This is a genomic window from Porphyrobacter sp. HT-58-2 (genome assembly GCF_002952215.1).
Taxonomy (GTDB): Bacteria; Pseudomonadota; Alphaproteobacteria; order Sphingomonadales; family Sphingomonadaceae; genus Erythrobacter.
The window spans coordinates 1,789,200-1,806,023 of sequence record NZ_CP022600.1 but is presented as its reverse complement, the minus strand read 5'-3'; the positions used below and the strand labels follow the sequence as shown (position 1 = coordinate 1,806,023).

17 protein-coding genes and 1 tRNA gene are annotated in these 16,824 nt (G+C 63.6%); 2 read left to right on the top strand and 16 right to left on the bottom strand.

The features are described from left to right. Nucleotides 1-111: 111 nt before the first annotated feature. From CHX26_RS08585 to CHX26_RS08545, 10 genes are all read right to left on the bottom strand, one after another. Nucleotides 112-2,067, bottom strand: a complete 1,956-nt coding sequence (locus tag CHX26_RS08585) for a potassium transporter Kup (RefSeq protein WP_104942007.1) — start codon at nucleotides 2,065-2,067, stop codon at nucleotides 112-114. Between the two features lie 128 nt (nucleotides 2,068-2,195). Next, entirely contained in the window at nucleotides 2,196-2,843 is a 648-nt protein-coding gene (locus CHX26_RS08580) for a tetratricopeptide repeat protein (RefSeq protein WP_104942006.1), read from the bottom strand. Continuing rightward, nucleotides 2,840-3,268, bottom strand: coding sequence for a cytochrome c-type biogenesis protein (locus CHX26_RS08575; RefSeq protein ID WP_104942005.1), 429 nt, complete (start codon nucleotides 3,266-3,268; stop codon nucleotides 2,840-2,842). The genes CHX26_RS08580 and CHX26_RS08575 overlap by 4 nt, the downstream gene beginning before the upstream one ends. Next, entirely contained in the window at nucleotides 3,265-3,795 is a 531-nt protein-coding gene (locus CHX26_RS08570) for a DsbE family thiol:disulfide interchange protein (RefSeq protein ID WP_104942004.1), read from the bottom strand. Before CHX26_RS08570 ends, CHX26_RS08575 begins: the two co-directional genes overlap by 4 nt. A gap of 7 nt (nucleotides 3,796-3,802) precedes the next feature. Beyond that, a complete protein-coding gene (locus CHX26_RS08565; protein WP_104942003.1) occupies nucleotides 3,803-5,791 on the bottom strand; it encodes a heme lyase CcmF/NrfE family subunit in 1,989 nt (662 codons plus the stop codon). 26 nt (nucleotides 5,792-5,817) lie between these two features. Further along, nucleotides 5,818-6,279: a cytochrome c maturation protein CcmE gene (gene ccmE / locus CHX26_RS08560; protein ID WP_104942002.1), complete on the bottom strand. Its 462-nt coding sequence runs from the start codon at nucleotides 6,277-6,279 to the stop codon at nucleotides 5,818-5,820. A gap of 12 nt (nucleotides 6,280-6,291) precedes the next feature. Then, nucleotides 6,292-6,432 carry a hypothetical protein gene (locus tag CHX26_RS15880; protein WP_172449749.1) on the bottom strand — a complete coding sequence of 47 codons (141 nt, stop codon included), beginning with the start codon at nucleotides 6,430-6,432 and terminating at the stop codon, nucleotides 6,292-6,294. Beyond that, the gene (gene ccmC, locus CHX26_RS08555) at nucleotides 6,432-7,196 is read right to left on the bottom strand and encodes a heme ABC transporter permease CcmC (protein ID WP_104942001.1); all 765 of its coding nucleotides are present in this window, start codon (nucleotides 7,194-7,196) and stop codon (nucleotides 6,432-6,434) included. Before ccmC ends, CHX26_RS15880 begins: the two co-directional genes overlap by 1 nt. Before the next feature lie 112 nt (nucleotides 7,197-7,308). After that, nucleotides 7,309-8,376, bottom strand: a complete 1,068-nt coding sequence (locus CHX26_RS08550) for a Glu/Leu/Phe/Val family dehydrogenase (protein WP_104942000.1) — start codon at nucleotides 8,374-8,376, stop codon at nucleotides 7,309-7,311. Between the two features lie 47 nt (nucleotides 8,377-8,423). After that, nucleotides 8,424-8,500 (bottom strand) — tRNA-His (locus CHX26_RS08545). Nucleotides 8,501-8,726: 226 nt separating this feature from the next. Here CHX26_RS08545 and CHX26_RS08540 point away from each other — a divergent pair. Then, the gene (locus CHX26_RS08540; RefSeq protein WP_104943348.1) at nucleotides 8,727-9,362 is read left to right on the top strand and encodes a prolyl hydroxylase family protein; all 636 of its coding nucleotides are present in this window, start codon (nucleotides 8,727-8,729) and stop codon (nucleotides 9,360-9,362) included. Next, nucleotides 9,362-9,679 (top strand): TraR/DksA family transcriptional regulator, encoded by a 318-nt coding sequence (locus CHX26_RS08535; RefSeq protein WP_104943347.1) that lies wholly within the window; start codon nucleotides 9,362-9,364, stop codon nucleotides 9,677-9,679. Before CHX26_RS08540 ends, CHX26_RS08535 begins: the two co-directional genes overlap by 1 nt. 116 nt (nucleotides 9,680-9,795) lie before the next feature. Here the strand turns inward: CHX26_RS08535 and rpmE are convergent, their stop codons facing one another. The 6 genes from rpmE to dxr all read right to left on the bottom strand — a co-directional run bounded on the left by rpmE (nucleotide 9,796) and on the right by dxr (nucleotide 16,819). Further along, nucleotides 9,796-10,020 (bottom strand): 50S ribosomal protein L31, encoded by a 225-nt coding sequence (gene rpmE, locus CHX26_RS08530; RefSeq protein ID WP_104941999.1) that lies wholly within the window; start codon nucleotides 10,018-10,020, stop codon nucleotides 9,796-9,798. Between the two features lie 377 nt (nucleotides 10,021-10,397). Continuing rightward, nucleotides 10,398-10,871, bottom strand: a complete 474-nt coding sequence (fabZ, locus tag CHX26_RS08525) for a 3-hydroxyacyl-ACP dehydratase FabZ (RefSeq protein ID WP_104941998.1) — start codon at nucleotides 10,869-10,871, stop codon at nucleotides 10,398-10,400. Nucleotides 10,872-10,891: 20 nt separating this feature from the next. After that, nucleotides 10,892-11,584, bottom strand: coding sequence for an OmpH family outer membrane protein (locus tag CHX26_RS08520; protein ID WP_104941997.1), 693 nt, complete (start codon nucleotides 11,582-11,584; stop codon nucleotides 10,892-10,894). After that, nucleotides 11,584-14,316, bottom strand: coding sequence for an outer membrane protein assembly factor BamA (gene bamA, locus CHX26_RS08515; protein ID WP_104941996.1), 2,733 nt, complete (start codon nucleotides 14,314-14,316; stop codon nucleotides 11,584-11,586). Before bamA ends, CHX26_RS08520 begins: the two co-directional genes overlap by 1 nt. Nucleotides 14,317-14,538: 222 nt before the next feature. Further along, the gene (gene rseP / locus CHX26_RS08510; protein ID WP_104941995.1) at nucleotides 14,539-15,636 is read right to left on the bottom strand and encodes an RIP metalloprotease RseP; all 1,098 of its coding nucleotides are present in this window, start codon (nucleotides 15,634-15,636) and stop codon (nucleotides 14,539-14,541) included. A 16-nt stretch (nucleotides 15,637-15,652) separates the two neighbouring features. Next, complete coding sequence (gene dxr / locus CHX26_RS08505; RefSeq protein ID WP_104943346.1) at nucleotides 15,653-16,819, bottom strand: 1-deoxy-D-xylulose-5-phosphate reductoisomerase; 1,167 nt, start codon at nucleotides 16,817-16,819, stop codon at nucleotides 15,653-15,655. Nucleotides 16,820-16,824 lie beyond the last annotated feature (5 nt).

Below are 16,824 nucleotides of genomic sequence, written 5' to 3'. Positions count from 1 at the left end.
CCCAATGTCAACCTCCCGACATATGGCGGGCAGGTGATTGAATTATAGGTATAATATTGCCATCGCCAAACTTGACAGGGTGTCAAGTTTGTCAAGCGGATTGCCGGACGATCAAATCTCCACCTGGCTGCCCAGCTCCACCACGCGGTTGGTGGGCAGCTTGAAGAAGTCCATCGCGCTTGCCGAATTGCGCAGGAGCCAGGCGAAGATCTTCTCGCGCCACAGCGGCATCGCCGGTTTCTCGGACGGCAGCAGGGTCTGGCGCGAGAGGAAGAAGCTGGTGTGCATCATGTCGAAGGTGCCGCCGCAGCGCTCCATCTTCTTGAGCCCCAGCGGCACGTCGGTTTCTTCCATGAAGCCGTAATGCAGCACCGCGCGGTAGAAGCCGTCACCCAGATCGGTCATCTCGCAGCGTGTATCGGGATCCACATAGGGTACATCGGCAATCGCGATGGTGAGGATCACAACGCGTTCGTGCAGCACCTTGTTGTGCTTGATATTGTGCAACAGTGCGCTCGGCACCCCGGCGGTGCTCGATGCCATGAAGATCGCCGTGCCGGGAACGCGCAGCGCGGAATTCTTGGCCGACTTGGCGAAGATTTCGAGCGGTAGCGCACTCTCGCTCATGCGTTCGCGCATCAGCTTGCGCCCGCGCGCCCAGGTGGTGAGCAGGGTGAAGATGACGAAGCCGATGGCCAGCGGCACCCACCCGCCCTGCGGCACCTTGATGAGGTTCGCGCCGAAATAGGCGACATCGACGATCAGGAACACCGCCACCAGCGGCAGCGCCTTCCACAGCGGCCAGCGCCACAGCGCCGTCAACACCGCGGCAAGCAGCAGGGTGTCGATGAACATCGCGCCCGTCACCGCGATCCCGTAGGCGGCGGCAAGATTGCTGGACGACTGGAAGAACAGCACCAGCAGGATCACCATCACCATCAGGCCCCAGTTGATCGCCGGAATATAGATCTGCCCTGCGGCGGTCGCGCTGGTGTGATGGATCTCCATGCGCGGGATGAAGCCCAGCTGGATCGCTTGCTGGGTCAGGCTGAACGCGCCCGAGATCACCGCCTGGCTGGCGATGATCGTGGCGAGCAGCGCCAGGATGATCACCGGCACCCGCACGATATCGGGGATCATCAGGAAGAAGGGATCCTTGATCAGCGCCGCAGCCGCCTCAGGCGAGGTCTGCGACAGAACCAGCGCGCCCTGCCCCATGTAATTGAGCATCAGCGCCGGGAAGACAAAGGTCAGCCACGAAATCCCGATCGGCTTCCTCCCGAAATGCCCCATGTCGGCATAGAGCGCCTCGGCCCCGGTCACGGCCAGCACCACGCTGCCCAGCGCGATGAAGGCCACGAATCCGTCAGTGATGAAGAAATTGAGCGCGTTTGCCGGGTTGATCGTCTCGAGGATGATCGAGGGATTGGCGCTGAGGTGCATGACGCCTAGCGTCGCCAGCATGCCGAAATAGGTCAGCATGATCGGCCCGAACAGCTTGCCCACCTTCTCGGTCCCGCGCGATTGCAGCGCGAACAGGCAGACCAGAATGGCGATGGCGGTGGGGACGATCCACGGCTCGAAACCGGGGACGATATATTGCAGGCCCTCGGTGGCGGAGAGCACCGAGATCGCCGGAGTGATCATGCTGTCGCCATAGAACAGCGCGGTGGCGAACACGCCCAGCAGCACCAGCGGGGCGGTCCACCCGGCGCTGTCGGAGGCGCGGCGGATCAGCGCCAGCAGCGCGAGGCTCCCGCCCTCGCCCTTGTTGTCGGCGCGGGTGATGGTGAGGACGTATTTGACTGTCACCACCATCATCATCGACCAGAACACGAGGCTCAGCACCCCGTGGATATGCGCGGCGTCAGGGGAGATGCCCGGCGCACCGTGGTGCGAGGCAAAGGTTTCGCGGAAGGCGTAGAGCGGGCTGGTGCCGATGTCGCCAAACACAACGCCAACCGCGCCGACTGCGAGCGTCAGGGTCGAGGCGCCGTGGCCGTGGCTGTGCCCGGCGGTTTCAGCGCCAGCGGCGGGCAATGCGGAGGAGGAAGCTGACGTGCTCATGTCAATCGGATTTCCCGTATCCCCCCGGTACTGCCCATGCCGGCCTGAACGACTCAGAACCGCAAGGCGGCGCGCCTAGCACTCTGCTTTCGCACCTGCAACATCGCTGTGACAGCGGCGCTTCGCAGTTACCGGCCCTGCAACATCGGCGCGCGCGCAATCATGTCGTCAAGCCTGGCAACTTCGGCTGCCAGCCCCTCGCGCCATGGCGCATCGGGCGGGGAGTTTTCGACCAACCCTGCCCAGACATTGCGCGCCGCGACAACCTCGCCGCTTTGCAGATAGGCAAAGCCGAGGAAGTATTCCGCCCCGGGATGGGATGGATCAATTGCCTTGGCGCGGCCAAAGGCCTGCACTGCGGCAGGCGTGACAAAACCATCGGCATGGCCCACCAGCGCCATCCCCAGCGCAAGCCAGCCTTCCAGGTCGCGCGGATTGTCTCTCAGCCCTTTCTGCAACAGCGCCGCCGCGTCGGCGAACTGGCCGCGCCGGGCGAAGGCATCGGAGGTCACAAGATAATCGGCGGGCGGCGTGGTGCGCTCGAACAAGGCAGCGCGGCCTTCAACCATTGCCTCGCCTTGCTCACCGGCAGCAGCGACCGGGGGGCGCGGCGCGGAAGGCTGCGCGGGAGAGCCCTGCCAGGCATAGCCTGCAAGACCGAAAACAAGCGCCGCGCCGAACATCGTCAACCCTTCGCGCGGGAGCTTCAGCGCCAGCACCGCAAAGGCAAATGCCGTCAGCGCGAGCGCCGAAACCGCCATCCAGCCTTCGATCATGCCACATCCCCCGCGTCATCGCGACGTTTGCCCAGCCGCCGCAGCAGCACGCCCGCCACGAGCAGGATTACCAGCAAAGGCACAGCGAACAGCGGCCATGTGGTTGAGCTGACGGTGGGATTGTAGCTCACGTAATCGCCATACCGTGCGATCAACCAGGCACGAATCTGCTCCGGGCTTTCGCCAGCGAGAATGCGGCTGCGCACCTGATGGCGCATGTCGCCAGCCATCGGCGCGTCGCTGTCGGCAATCGACTGCGACTGGCACTTGAGACAGCGCAGGGTGTGCATCAGCGCCGTCGCCTCGGCCTCCAGCTTCGGATCGGAGAGCTGATTATAGGCATAGGGCGCAGGCGGCATGGTGTCCTGCGCCAGCGCGGGCAGCGCAAGCAGAGCCAGCAGCGCAGCAAGAGCAGCCCGGATCATTGCGCCTTCTCCAGTTCGGCGATCAGCTTTGCCACATCAGCTTCGCGGATATCGCCGATATGCTGATAGCGGATCACGCCATTGGCATCGATCACGAAGGTCTCCGGCACACCCGACGAGCCGATTGCAAGCTGCACCTCGGAAATGCGGTCAGAACCGATGCGGGTGTAAGGATTGCCATGGCGTTCCAGAAAGCGCGCGACATCAGCCGGGCGGTCACGAATGGCGATACCGATGATCTCGACGCCCTGTTCCTTCAGCGTCTCGAGCTGCGGAGCCTCAGCAATGCAAGGCAGGCACCAGCTTGCCCAGATGTTGAGCAGGCGGGGCTTGTCACCGATAAAATCCGCCTTCGAAGCCCCCGGCAGTCCGCCGAATGCCGGATCGAGCGCAAAGTCCGGCAAGCTCTGCCCGATCATCGCGCTTTCGACGAACTGATCCTTCTCCTGCGTCAGCATATAGCCTGCCAGCCCAGCGAAAAAGGCGAACAGGGCGAGCGGCACCCACAGAAACAAACGGTTCGACATGGCAGACCTACTCCGCCGCGGCCGGAACCGGGCCAGCGCCCAGCGCCTCAAGATCGGCGCGGCGCTCAGCCCCCTTGGCGGCGGCGTGACGGCGCCTCACATCAACCCGCACACGGCCCGCAATCGACAGAATGCCGCCAAGGGCGATCAACAGTCCGCCGTACCAGATGAAGGTCACAAACGGTTTCCACCACACCCGGATCTGCCAGCGCCCATCTTCAGCCTGCTGGCCGAGCACAGCATAAAGCTGACCGTCCCAGCGGGTCAGCAGCGCGCTTTCGCTGGTGGACTGTGGCGGCGACCAGAAATTGCGTGCCTGCGGGGTGAGGATTACCGGAGCGCCGCCATTCTCGCTGACAGCAAGCCGGGCCTCGATCGCGGTCCAGTTGGGGCCGGCCACCGGAGTCACGCTTTCCAGCGTCACTGCGAAATCACCCACCTGTTCGGTGCCGCCGGGCGCGACCGCGGCAAGGCGTTCCTGGGTGAAGGCACTTTCGCAGGCCATGCCGAACAGCGAAACCGCGACACCGAAATGGGCCAAGACCATGCCCCATGTCGCCACCGGCACGCGCCGGATGTTGCGACCGCGCAGAGGCAGGAAAGCGGCAACGCCCAAGGCCGCCGCCAGGCCCAACCCAAGCAGCGGCAGTAAGGCAAACTGGCCGAAAAAGCTCACCAGCGCGATGCTGCCGATCAGCAGCGCGGCGATCAGCGCGAGTTCAAACTGGAGCCGCGCGGGCTTGTCATCCTTCCAGCGCAGCAGCGGGCCGACCGCCATCACGAGAAACATCGGCACCGCAAAGATCGCCGATGCCGGGTTGAAATAGGGCGGGCCGACGCTGACGCGTACGTCGAAGGCCTCGGTCAGCAGCGGGTAAAGCGTGCCAAGCAGCACAATGGCAAGGATCGCCGATAGCATGACGTTGTTGAACACCAGCGCGCCTTCGCGGCTGGTGGCGGAAAACCGCTTGCCTTCGGCGACAGCGCCCGCGCGCAGAGCGAAGATCGCGAAGGCGCCCCCGATGTAGAGGCCCAGCAAGCCAAGAATGAAGGCCCCGCGCTCAGGATCGACCGCAAAGGCGTGGACGCTTGTCAGTACGCCCGAGCGGACAAGGAATGTGCCAAGCATCGACATCGAGAACGCCAGCACGCCGAGCATGATAGTCCAGGTGCGCAGCGCATCGCGCGCCGCCAGCACGCTGACCGAATGCATCAGCGCAGTCGCGGCGAGCCATGGCATCAGCGATGCGTTCTCGACCGGGTCCCAGAACCACCAGCCGCCCCAGCCAAGCTCGTAATAGGCCCAATAGGAACCCGCCGTGATGCCAAAGGTCAGCAGCACCCACGCGCCCAGCACCCATGGGCGCATGACGCGGGCAAAGGCCGGATTGACCTCACGCGTCAGCAGCGCGCCCATTGCAAGGCTGAAGGCCACGGAAAGCCCGACATAGCCGGCGTAAAGGGTGGGCGGATGGATCGCGAGGCCGATGTCCTGCAACAGCGGATTGAGGCCTGTTCCCTCCGCTGCCGGCACCGGCAACCGCTCGAACGGGTTGGAGGACAGCAGCAGGAAGGCATAGAACCCCAGCGCGACAAAGCCCTGCACCGCCAGTGTCGCGCCCATGGTGCGTTCCGGCAGGCGCTTTTCGAACCCGGCGAGCAAGCCGCCCGAGGCCGCCAGCACACCGACCCACAGCAGCATCGAGCCCTCGTGGTTGCCCCAGGTGCCGGTGAGCTTGTAGATCAGTGGCTTCATCGAGTGCGAATTGGTGGCGACCAGCTTGATCGAAAGATCGGTGATCGCGAAAGCCCACAGCAGCATCAGGAAGGCCAGCACTGCCAGCACCGCCTGCACCACCGCGGCGGGGCGGGCATAGATCGCGAGCGGATTGGGCGCGCCATCGGCGGAGCGCAGGGCAAAACCGCCCGAGACCATCTGCAACACCGCCAGCGCGGCGGCGAGCCACAGGGCGGCCAATCCGATTTCGGCAATCATTGTCTGGCCCTCACCCCGTTACGATCCTAGTTCAGCCCGACCGTGGTTTCTTCGGCGATTTTGGCTGCCTGCTGCGTGCCCATGCCTTCAAGCTCCTTGGGCACGTAATTCTCGTCATGCTTGGCGAGCAGGTTGGTGGCGACGAACACGCCGTTTTCATCAAGGCTGCCCTCGGCAATGACCCCTGAATTCTCGACGAACAGATCGGGCAAAATACCACGGTAACGCACTGTTACAGTGTCCGCAGTTTTTCCGGTGACCACAAAAGTAACAGTCACGCCGTCAGGCTCGGTCTTAATCGACCCCTCTTGAACCATGCCACCAAGCCGTACAGCCCGCCCGGCCTCAGGCGGCTTTGAAACCATTTCTTCGGGGTAATAGAAATAGCTCAACTGATTGCGAGACGCCCAAACGAAGATCAGCCCTGCTGCAATCAACGCCGCAAAGGCGATGACGACGAGGACGAGACGTTGATGCTTGGCCTTCATGCGTTTTCCTTCTCAGCGCCGCCGGGTCGCGTCACGGCGCGCCTCGGCCCGCGCCATCGCGCGCCAAGCCCACACGGCCAGCACCACGAGCGCCACGACCCCCACCCCGTAGGCGAGGATCACGAAATCCCACTGGTTCAATTCCTCGCGCATCAGGCCTGCTCCATCACCGGAACGGAGGCCGCCGCACGCGGCGCGTCATCGTCGAGCGCCTGCCGCCGCAGCCGCGCCTCGACCTGCGCTTCGGCGATCAGCGCGCGCATCCGCATCAGCACGATCCCGCCGAACAGCAGCGAGAAGCCGATCACCGCCACCAGCAGCGGCCACAGGTAGGCGGCATCTATCGCGCTCTTGCCCATGGTGATGCTGGGCGGCTGATGGAGCGAATTCCACCACACGACCGAACGGTTGATGATCGGCACATTGACTGCGCCGACGAGGCCGAAAATCGCCGCGATCTTTCCCGAACCGCCTTCCTTCTCCGTTGCCTCAGTGAGGGCAATGTAACCCGCATAGAGGAACAGCAGTACCAACATGCTCGTCAGCCGCCCGTCCCACTCCCACCAAGTGCCCCAGGTCGGGCGGCCCCAGATCGAGCCAGTGGCAAGACAGATCGCGCAGAACACCATGCCCGGCACCGCAATCGCACGGGCCGAAAGGGCGGCCAGCGGGTGCTTCCAGATCAGCAGCATGGCGCTGGAAATCGCGATCCCCGCCCAGCCCCCCATGCCAAGCCATGCGGCCGGCACGTGGATGAACAGGATGCGCACCGTTTCGCCCATCAGCCGGTCTGGCGGAACCATAAGCAGGCCCCAGGCAACCGCGCCAAGCGAAAGCACCAGCCCGCTCCAGAACAGGAGCGGCATGAGCCACTTGGCAAGCTGGAGAAAACGGGCGGGGTTGGCGTAGATGTGCATGATGTTTCGCGGTCAGCCGGGCTTGTAGCCTTACACCCGATCCCGACAAGAGAGCAAATGGCGGCTTGGCGGAATAGTTCCCGCCGCACAGTCCGCCTTTACCCGCACACGATCAGCCGCGACCGATCAGCTTCTGCGCCATCCGGTCAGCCACGACGTCTGCGGAAATGCCACTCGATTCGCTTTCCTGCCAGATCGTCTCGAGCCGTCCGGGGATTTGCGCAATCAGGGCGTCAACCTCGGCAATGTCCCCACTGCGTCCGGCGCGGCGAGCGAGATATTCGGTCGCAACCGAGATGATCCCGCCGGCGTTGATGACATAATCCGGCGCATAGAGAATGCCGCGCGCCGCAAGCGTCACGCCATGTTCGGGACGGGCGAGCTGGTTGTTCGCCCCGCCCGCCACAATCGCGCAGTCGAGCCCGGCGATACCCGCATCATCAAGAATAGCGCCCAGCGCATTGGGGCTGAACACGTCGCAGGCCGTCGTCATGATCGCATCGGAGGCGACGGCTTTTCCGCCAAGCGCATCGGCCAGCGCAGCGGCACGGCTGTCATTGATGTCGGCCAGCGTCAGTCTGGCACCGTCCTTCGCCAGCAGCCGGGCAACACCGCCGCCGACGGAGCCGGTACCCTGTACGGCGACATGGACTCCCTGAAGATTGTCCTTGCCCAGTTTGTGACGGACGGCAGCCTTGATGCCGAGGTAGATACCGTAAGCGGTGAACGGCCCGGGGTCGCCGCCCGCGCTGCCCTCGCCCGCGACCGGCAGGCCGGACACATGGGCCGTGCGCTGGGACACCGCGACCATGTCAGCCTCGGTGATGCCAACATCCTCAGCCGTGACGTATCGCCCACCCAGCCCTTCGACAGCATCGCCAAAAGCGGCCAGCAGTTCAGGCGTTTTCGTGCGCTGTTCATCGGCGAGGATCACCGCCTTGCCGCCGCCCATCGGCAGACCGGCCATGGCGTTCTTGTAGCTCATCCCGCGCGACAGGCGCAGAACATCGCGCATCGCGCCCGCCGGATCATTGTAATGCCAAAAGCGAGTACCGCCCGCTGCCGGGCCGCAATGGGTGGAATGCACCGCGATGATCGCTGTCAGCCCGCTCGTCCGGTCATGCACCAGTTGCACAAGTTCGTGTGCGTCGAAATCGGGCTCAGCCCAGAAAGCGGTCATGTCAGTCCCCTGTCCGGCGCGGAAGTGCATTCACGAAAGGGGGAAGATGGGGCGACCAACGGGGTTCGAACCCGTGACCTCCGGTACCACAAACCGGCGCTCTAACCAACTGAGCTATGATCGCCACACGCCCCTGCCCGCCTGCTACCGTTCCGGTCGCTGCGAGCCCCGCGCGAAGACGGGCGGTTTACGCAAGGAACAGGCGCGGTCAAGTGCGCTGACAAGGGAGGCGCGCCTCTTGCACAAACCCATTCCCAAGGGAAGCGAAAACTGCGCTGAGGCCGCGCTCGCGCAAGATTGTTACGCAGGGCCATTGCCAAGCCCCGATGCGCTTCTATCCTGCAAGCGCCATGAACATCACCAGCGACTCAATTGCCGCCCGTCTCGCAGCGCAGCCGGGGATGCAGCGCGTGCCTACGCAGAAGGCTTGCGTGTTCCAGCAGCGGCGATTCGTTGCGCCCGATCTCGCCGCCGATCTGGTCTCGCTGATCGAACGCGACCGCCGTCCATCGACCATCGCGGACGATAATGGCGATGCCTATTTCCGTACCAGCGAGACCTGCGATCTTGCCGCCGACCTGCCTGCGGTGAAACGGATCGAGGCGCTGCTGAGCGAAGTTTCCGGGATTGATCCGGCCTATGGCGAACCCCTTCAGGGCCAGCGGTATGCGGAGGGACAGGAATTCAAGGCCCACACCGACTACTTCACGCCGGGCGGGCGCGATTTTGATCGCTATTGCGCCCTGTCGGGCAATCGCACCTGGACGTTCATGATCTATCTCAATGACGTTGCCGCAGGCGGCGCTACCCGTTTCAAGGTGCTGGACAAGACCTTTCAGCCCGAGGCGGGAAAATTGCTCTGCTGGAACAATCGTCTGGCCGATGGCGGTGTCAATCACGCGACGCTCCATCACGGAATGAAGGTCAGGAAAGGCGTGAAATACGTGATCACCAAATGGTATCGCGAACGCGAATGGAGGGGATGATGGACGAATTTGCAGACATTGCCGAAAAGCTGCGCCAGCGGCTGGCCGAACTTACCGAGCGGGCTGATGAGATCGAGGATGATCTGCGCCAGCCGCTCGATGCGGATTTCTCGGAACAGGCGATCGATCTGGCCGATGACGAGGCGCTGGAAGGCGTCGAGGACGTGTTGCGGGCCGAGGCTGTGCAAGTGCGCGCGGCCCTCGCCCGGATCGAAAATGGCACCTATGGCACCTGTGCCAATTGCGGGGAAACGATCCCGCGCGCGCGCCTTGCTGCACGTCCGATTGCCACACGCTGCATCAAGTGCGCGGCGTGATGATCAGGGGTGGTTGAGGCTCACGCCCCGGCCACCCTGACCCCAAACGAAAAAGGCGACCCCGTCGGGCCGCCCTCCTCGTTGCGGGCCGAGGCCCGCGCAGCTTGTGACGCCGCTTACTTCTTGAGGGTAAGCCCGCCGAAACGCTTGTTGAACTGGGCCACGCGGCCGCCTTCCTGCACCTGCTGGCGACCACCAGTCCATGCGGGATGGCTCAGCGGATCGATATCGAGCGCGAGCACATCGCCTTCCTTGCCCCAGGTCGAGCGGGTCTGGAATTCAGTGCCATCGGTCATCTTGACCGTGATCATGTGGTAATCGGGGTGACCTTCGGTCTTCATGGCGGTGTCCTTTGCAGCATGGCGCCGGTTCCGACCGGCGGTGCTATGAAATGGGAAGCGCGGCCGCTAGCGGGGTTTGCCTTGAAAGGCAACCCCGCCTGCTGAGTCTTTGTGTTCCGCAACCCCTCCGGGTTGCGAAATCCTCGCTCACACGCCCTGCGGGCGGGTGCCCCGCCTTTGGCGGTTCAGCTTCGCTTCCGCTGCGGGCGGCCAGTCGGCCTTGCGGTCGCTACGCAACCGATACCGGGAGAACCCTCGGAGAAAGTGCATGGATCGGTGCCGCAGGCACCGCGAGCGCACGGCGCGAGCCGCAGGTGCCCCGCAGCAAAGCGGAGGGAACAGCACCGAGGACGCGGGCCCGGAGGAGCCCGCGCAAATCAAATACTATCCACCATCATCGCGGTGAATTCGACCTCGCAGGTGGTCTTCCCCTCGACGCTGGCCACACCCTTGAACTTGTAGACGCGAGCACGCTTCTGAGTGAACTCGACGTCGAGGTCGAGCAGGCAGCCGGGCGTCACCGGGGCGCGGAACTTGGCGTTCTCGATGCCCATGAAGATAACCAGCTTGCCTGTGCCTGCCAGCTCCATCGTCTCGATCCCGAGGATGCCCGCGGCCTGCGCCAGCGCCTCGATCTGCAGCACACCGGGCATGATCGGCGCGCCGGGAAAATGGCCCTGAAAGAACTGTTCGTTCATGCTCACGGCCTTGACCGCGTGGATCCGTTCGCCCAGCTCGATCGACCGCACCCGGTCAACCAGCAACAGCGGGTAGCGATGCGGCAAGGCCTTGAGGATCTTGACGATATCGTAATCCAGCGCCTGTGCCGGCGCGCTACCCGTGTCACTCATCGTGTCAGCTCCGTTCCTTATCAGCGTCCAACAGGCGCCGCAGGGTTACCCTGCTGCTGTTGCTGGGCGGCCTGCTGCTGCCGCGCGATCTGCGCCAGGATGGTGAGACGCTGCTGGATTTCCTGATAGATCTGGAGGCCATCACGGCTCGGCTTCCAGCCCGAAGGCGGCACGATGCCCACGGCCGGCACCTTAGCATTGAGTGCGGTGACCACCTGCTGGGTAATGTCAGCCTCGGGCGGGGCGTAGATCAGCGTATTGGGATCGATGACCATCTTGATCTGCTGCGTGTTGACCACATCCTGCAGCGCAGCGTTGAGCTGCCCGGCGATCTGTTCGACCGCAAAGATGCGGGCGCCTTCGATCTGGGCGGTCAGGCCCTGCATTTCCTGATCGAGGGTCTGCAGCTTGGGATAGTCGGCTGACTTCTGCATCGCCTCGTTTTCGGCTTCATCGACCTGCTTGTCGCCGTTCTTGTCGAACTTGGCGAGGATGGTCTGGCGCTCCTGCGCCTTGGTGCGCAGCAGTTCGGTCTGCTGAGCATAAGTGGTGGAGACCTGCTCGAACGAGGTCTGGAAAGCGTTGGTGCTGATGATCGCTCCGGTGGTGTCGACCGTGGCCATTCGGCCTTCGACCTGAGCCTGTGCGGGCAGCGCCGTCAGGGCGGCCAGCGCAAGACCGGCCGGAGCAATAAGCTGGACAAGACGTGTCATCAGAATTGAGTTCCTACGTTGAAGGTAAAGGTGCGCTCGTCATCGCCTTCCACCTTGCGGATGGTCTGAGCGAAGTCGATGCGGAAGGGACCGAAGGGCGAGTTCCAGTTGACCCCGATCCCGGCGGTGATGCGCGGGCTCGGCGAATTGCCGAGGAACAGCTCGCGGATATTGGTGCCCGGTTCGACCAGGCGGATATTGAGTGTGCCGTCAGGCTGGGCCGGATCGGTCGTGGTCGTGATGGTTCCGGGGATCTGATAAAGCGGCTCCCCGTTCTCGTTGCGGAGCGGATTGCCGGCCGGGTTGACGGTAAGAACCGGGGTCTCGACGCCCCACAGCGCCCCGACGTCGGCCCAGATCGAGGGCCTCAGCCCAAGCTCGCGCGCGCCTGATCCAAGCGGAATTTCAAGCTCGGCGCGGCCAAGGTAGTAGTTGCGTCCCCCGATCGCGTCGTCGCGCACCTGACGACGTTCGGTCAGGAAGACGATGTTGCCATTTTCATCGAGCCGCGGACGTCCGCCGTCGAGCACCGAGGTCTGTGTCAGGATGCGCGGGCCGACCCCGCGGATCGCGAAGCCGCGGAACTGCGGTTCGCCGAGGAAGAAGCGATCGGTCAGCAGCACGTCATCAACGCCAGCACCGGGACGCTCCTGCAAGGGGATGATCGTGCCGCCTTCCGCCAGAATCGAGAAGATGAAGCCCGACCGCCCAACACTCCAGAATTGCTGCGCGCGGCCACGGAAACGGGCATAGCGCACATCCCCGCCAAGACCCGCGAATTCGCCGCTAAGCGAGACGGTCTTGCCGCGAGTCGGCCGGATGCGGGAGTTGAGCGAGTTGTAGTTGAGGCTGAGACCCACAATCGAACTCAGCCGCGTGCCGATCGCATCGCACAGGAAGCGGCCGGCGCGCAGCGGATCGCACTCCCGCGTGCCATCGCCATCAAGGTCGGAAAAGAACAGGTTTTCGTCCAGCGTCACGTTTTCGTAGTTGAGCGTGTAGCTGCCAACCAGCGACATGTACTCGGTCAGCGGCACACCTGCGCGCATCGAAAAACCGGTGGTCGCCTGTTCGAAGGTCGTGTTGCGGTTATTGCCGGTGAAGTTGAAGCTGTTGAAATCCCGGCGATAAATGTCGATCCCGCCGGAAATGTTACGATCGAAGATGTAGGGATCACTCAGGCTCACCTGCGCCGATCGCGAGAACTGCGAATAGTTGACGCTAAGACCGATGGTCTGCCCGCGCCCGCGGAAATTGCGCTGGCGGATGCTGCCTGCCAGAATGAACTGTTCGATCGAGGAAAAGCCGGCCGAAAACTGCAATTCGCCAGTCGGGCGCTCTTCGACATTGGCTTCCAGAACGATCCGGTCAGGCGCGCTGCCTTCGGTCTGGGTGACTTCAAAATTCTCCTGGAAGAACGCCAGCGAATTGATGCGCGCAGTGGTGCGCAGCACGCCCAGCGAGTTGAAGGCGTCGCCCTCTGCCAGACGGAATTCGCGGCGCACGACCTTGTCCTGCGTCAGCGTATTGCCGTTGATGTCGACCCGCTCGACATAGACGCGCGGCGCTTCGCGCAGGATGAAGGTGACATTCATCTTGCGCTCGTCAGGATTGCGGTTGAAGCGCGGCTGCACGTCGGCAAAGGCATAGCCATAGCGGCCAGCCAGTTCGGTCAGCTGCTCGACGGTGTCCTCGACCGTCTTGGCATTGTAGAAATCGCCTTCCTTCATCGGCAGATTGCCGCTCATGACTTCGCTGTCGAAATCGCGCAGCTGGCTGTCGACCTTGACCTCGCCGAAATTGTAGCGCTCGCCTTCCTCCACCACGTAGGTGATGATGAAGTCCTTCTGGTCGGGCGTCAGCTCGGCAACGGCGGAAACGACGCGAAAGTCGGCATAGCCCTGCGTGAGATAGAACTGGCGCAGCTTCTGCTGGTCGAAGGCCAGACGATCGGGGTCATAGCTGGTGTTGGAGCTGAGGAAGGTGGAGAGGCGGGCCTGCTTTGTCACCATCTCGCCGCGCAGCTCGCCATCGGAGAATTTCTCGTTGCCGAGAATGTTGATCTGACGGACTTTCGACTTCGGGCCTTCCGAAATCTCGAACACGATGTCGACGCGGTTCTGCGGCAGCTGCACCATCTTGGGCTCGACCTGCGCGGCAAAGCGGCCCTGGCGCTTGTAGAGCTCGATGATCCGCGACACATCCGCGCGCACCTTGGAACGGGTGAAGATCTGGCGCGGCGCGAGCTTGATCTCGGGCAGGATCTTGTCGTTCTTGAGGCGCTGGTTGCCTTCCAGAACGATGCGGTTGATCACCGGGTTTTCGGTCACGTTGATGACGACATTGCCACCGTCATTGCGGATCGAGAAATTGGCGAAAAGTTCGGTCGCGCCGAGGTCCTTCAGTGCTTCGTCAGCACCGGCAGAAGTGTACTCCTGCCCCACCCGCAGGCGGATATAACTGAGAATGGTCGTCGGCTCGAGACGCTCTGCTCCGACCACGTTGATGGTGCGGATCACATTGCTGCGCGGCGCGGGCGCGGGCTCGGCAGCAGGCTGGGGCGCAGGCTGCGCGGTGGGCGCTGGCGCGGGCTGCTGCTGAGCGAAGGCAAGCCCAGGCATCCCGGCAAGGATCGAGCCGCAGCACAGCGCGCCCGCAAGACGAAGGGTGCGCGAAGGGCCGCGTTGGAGTGTGGGGTTGCAATTGACCGGCACCGGGCCCGTCTCGCTCATTCGGTTCATGCAGCTAAAATCCCGTTTCCAACCCTGTGCATCACAGTGCCGCGCATTGCGCACCGTGATCCCTTGTCTGCAACCTTTTGCACTCTTGCCTGCGCGGTCCCCTCCCGCAGGCCAACGCCTCTGCCCGATGTGCTCTTTTCAATCAAGCCGCGCACGCCCCGCTTCGCGACAGACGGGGCGGAATTCCCCGGCAAAGCGTGCCGGGCGCTCTGATCAGCTACCGAAAATCGGCAGCGAGACAATATCGTTCACCGTCACCACCACCATCAGCATCAGCACCAATGCAATCCCGGTGCGATAAGCCCATTCGGTCGCCTGTGGCCCCACCGGCTTCCGGCGGATCGCCTCGGCCGCGTAGAACATCAGGTGCCCACCATCGAGCGCGGGGATTGGCAAGAAGTTGATGAATGCCAAATTAAGCGAGATCAGGGCGGCAAAATGGATGAAGGCGGCGGCGCCCATGCTCATCTGCTCGCCGGAGAACTTCGCGATCTTCAGCGGCCCGCCCAGCTCCTTGACCGAACGCTCCCCGGTCAGGATCTGCTGGATGCCGGTGATCATCATGCCGGTGAAATCCCAGCTCTGCTGCACGCCAAGCGGGATCGCCTCTAGGATGCTGACATCTTCAAGCTCGTACTCGCCCCCAGCCGGGATGACCCCGATCAGCCCTTCGGTGCTGACATTGCCGAAATCGTCCCGGCGCTGGACGCGCGCAGCGGTGAGCGAGAAATCACGCTGTTCCCCCGCCCGGTCGACCGTCAAAACCATGCTGCGTCCCGGATGGAGCGCAATCGTCGTCTTCAGCTCGGTGAAATCGCGGATCGGACGGCCATCAATGGCCACCACTACATCGCCGACCTTCAGCCCCGCGGCCTCAGCCACGCTGCCTTCGGCGAAGGCGCCAATGGTGCGCGAGTCTTCCTCGCCGACGATTACCGGTTTGCCGATGACAGCGAAGAACGCGGCAAAGATCGCAATCGCCAGCACCAGATTGGTGATTGGCCCCGCCGCCACGATCAGCGCCCGCTTCCACAGCGCAGCGTGCTGGAAGCTGCCTTCCTCGACCGGGGCGCCGGCATCAGGGACGCTCGCCGGGTTCATGTCTCCCTTGAACTGGACGTAGCCCCCCAAGGGGAGCGCCGAGAGCTTCCAGCGTGTCCCGCGCCGATCAGTGAAACCGGCAATCTCCTTGCCGAAGCCGACCGAAAAAGCCTCCGCCTGAACGCCGAACCAGCGACCGACCAGATAGTGGCCAAGTTCATGCAGGGTGACGAGCGGCCCCAGCAGCAGCAGGAAGCCGATAACGTACATCCAGAAAGGGGGGCTTTCAAACAAAGGCTTTGTTCTCCAGCAGGCTTTGTGCCTGCATCCTTGCGGAATGATCGACAGCGAGCACTTCCTCGAGGCTCGCCGGGCGCGGGGCGTCGTTGCTGCGCATCAGGGTTTCTTCCACCAATGCTGCAATGCGGGTGAACCTGATCTGACCGGCGAGGAATGCGGCGACGGCGACTTCGTTCGCCGCATTGAGGATCGCAGGCGCAGAGCCTCCCGCCCGGATCGCGTCGCGCGCCAATCGCGTGGCGGGGAAACGTTCCTCGTCGGGCTGGAAAAAGGTCAGTTCGCCAATGGCTGCAAGATCAAGCGGGCTGAGCGGCGTTTCCATCCGCTGCGGCCAGGCGAGGCACGAGGCAATCGGCACGCGCATATCCGAGGGGCCAAGCTGCGCCAGCGTCGAACGGTCGCGGAATTCGACCATCGAGTGAATGACGCTCTGCGGGTGAACCACGATCCCTAGCTTCTCCAGCCCGACCGGGAACAGGTGATAGGCCTCGATATATTCGAGCCCCTTGTTCATCATCGTCGCTGAATCAACGCTGATCTTGGCGCCCATCGACCAGTTGGGGTGCGCGACCGCCTCCGCAGGCGTTGCCGCATCAAGCTGGGCCTGCGTCCAGGTGCGCAAAGGCCCACCGCTCGCGGTAAGGGTGATCGTCGCCACATCCTCGATCCGGTTGCCGGCAAGGCACTGAAAGATCGCGTTGTGTTCGGAGTCTGTCGGCAGCAGGGTCGCGCCGTGACGGGCAACGGCCTCCATCAGCACTTCGCCTGCCGAAACCAGCGCTTCCTTGTTGGCAAGCGCAATAGTGCCGCCGCGCTCGACCGCCGCCATCACCGGCGCCAGCCCCGCACAGCCGACAATCGCCGCCACGGTCATGTCCACCGGCCGCGCCGACGCCTCGACCAGCGCCGCGCGCCCGCCTGCGGCTTCGATCCCGCTGGTGCCGAGCGCCGCGCGCAGTTCCGGCAGGCAAGCCTCGTCACCGACCACGGCCAGCTTTGCACCGAATTCGATGGCCAGAGCCGCCAGTTCCGCCGCGCTGCATTGCGCCGTCAGCGCCTCGACCTGCCACGCCTCGCGATTGCGGCGCACCAGATCGAGCGTCGATGCACCAATCGATCCGGTCGCGCCGAGCAGGGTGAGCGAACGCTTCATCATCG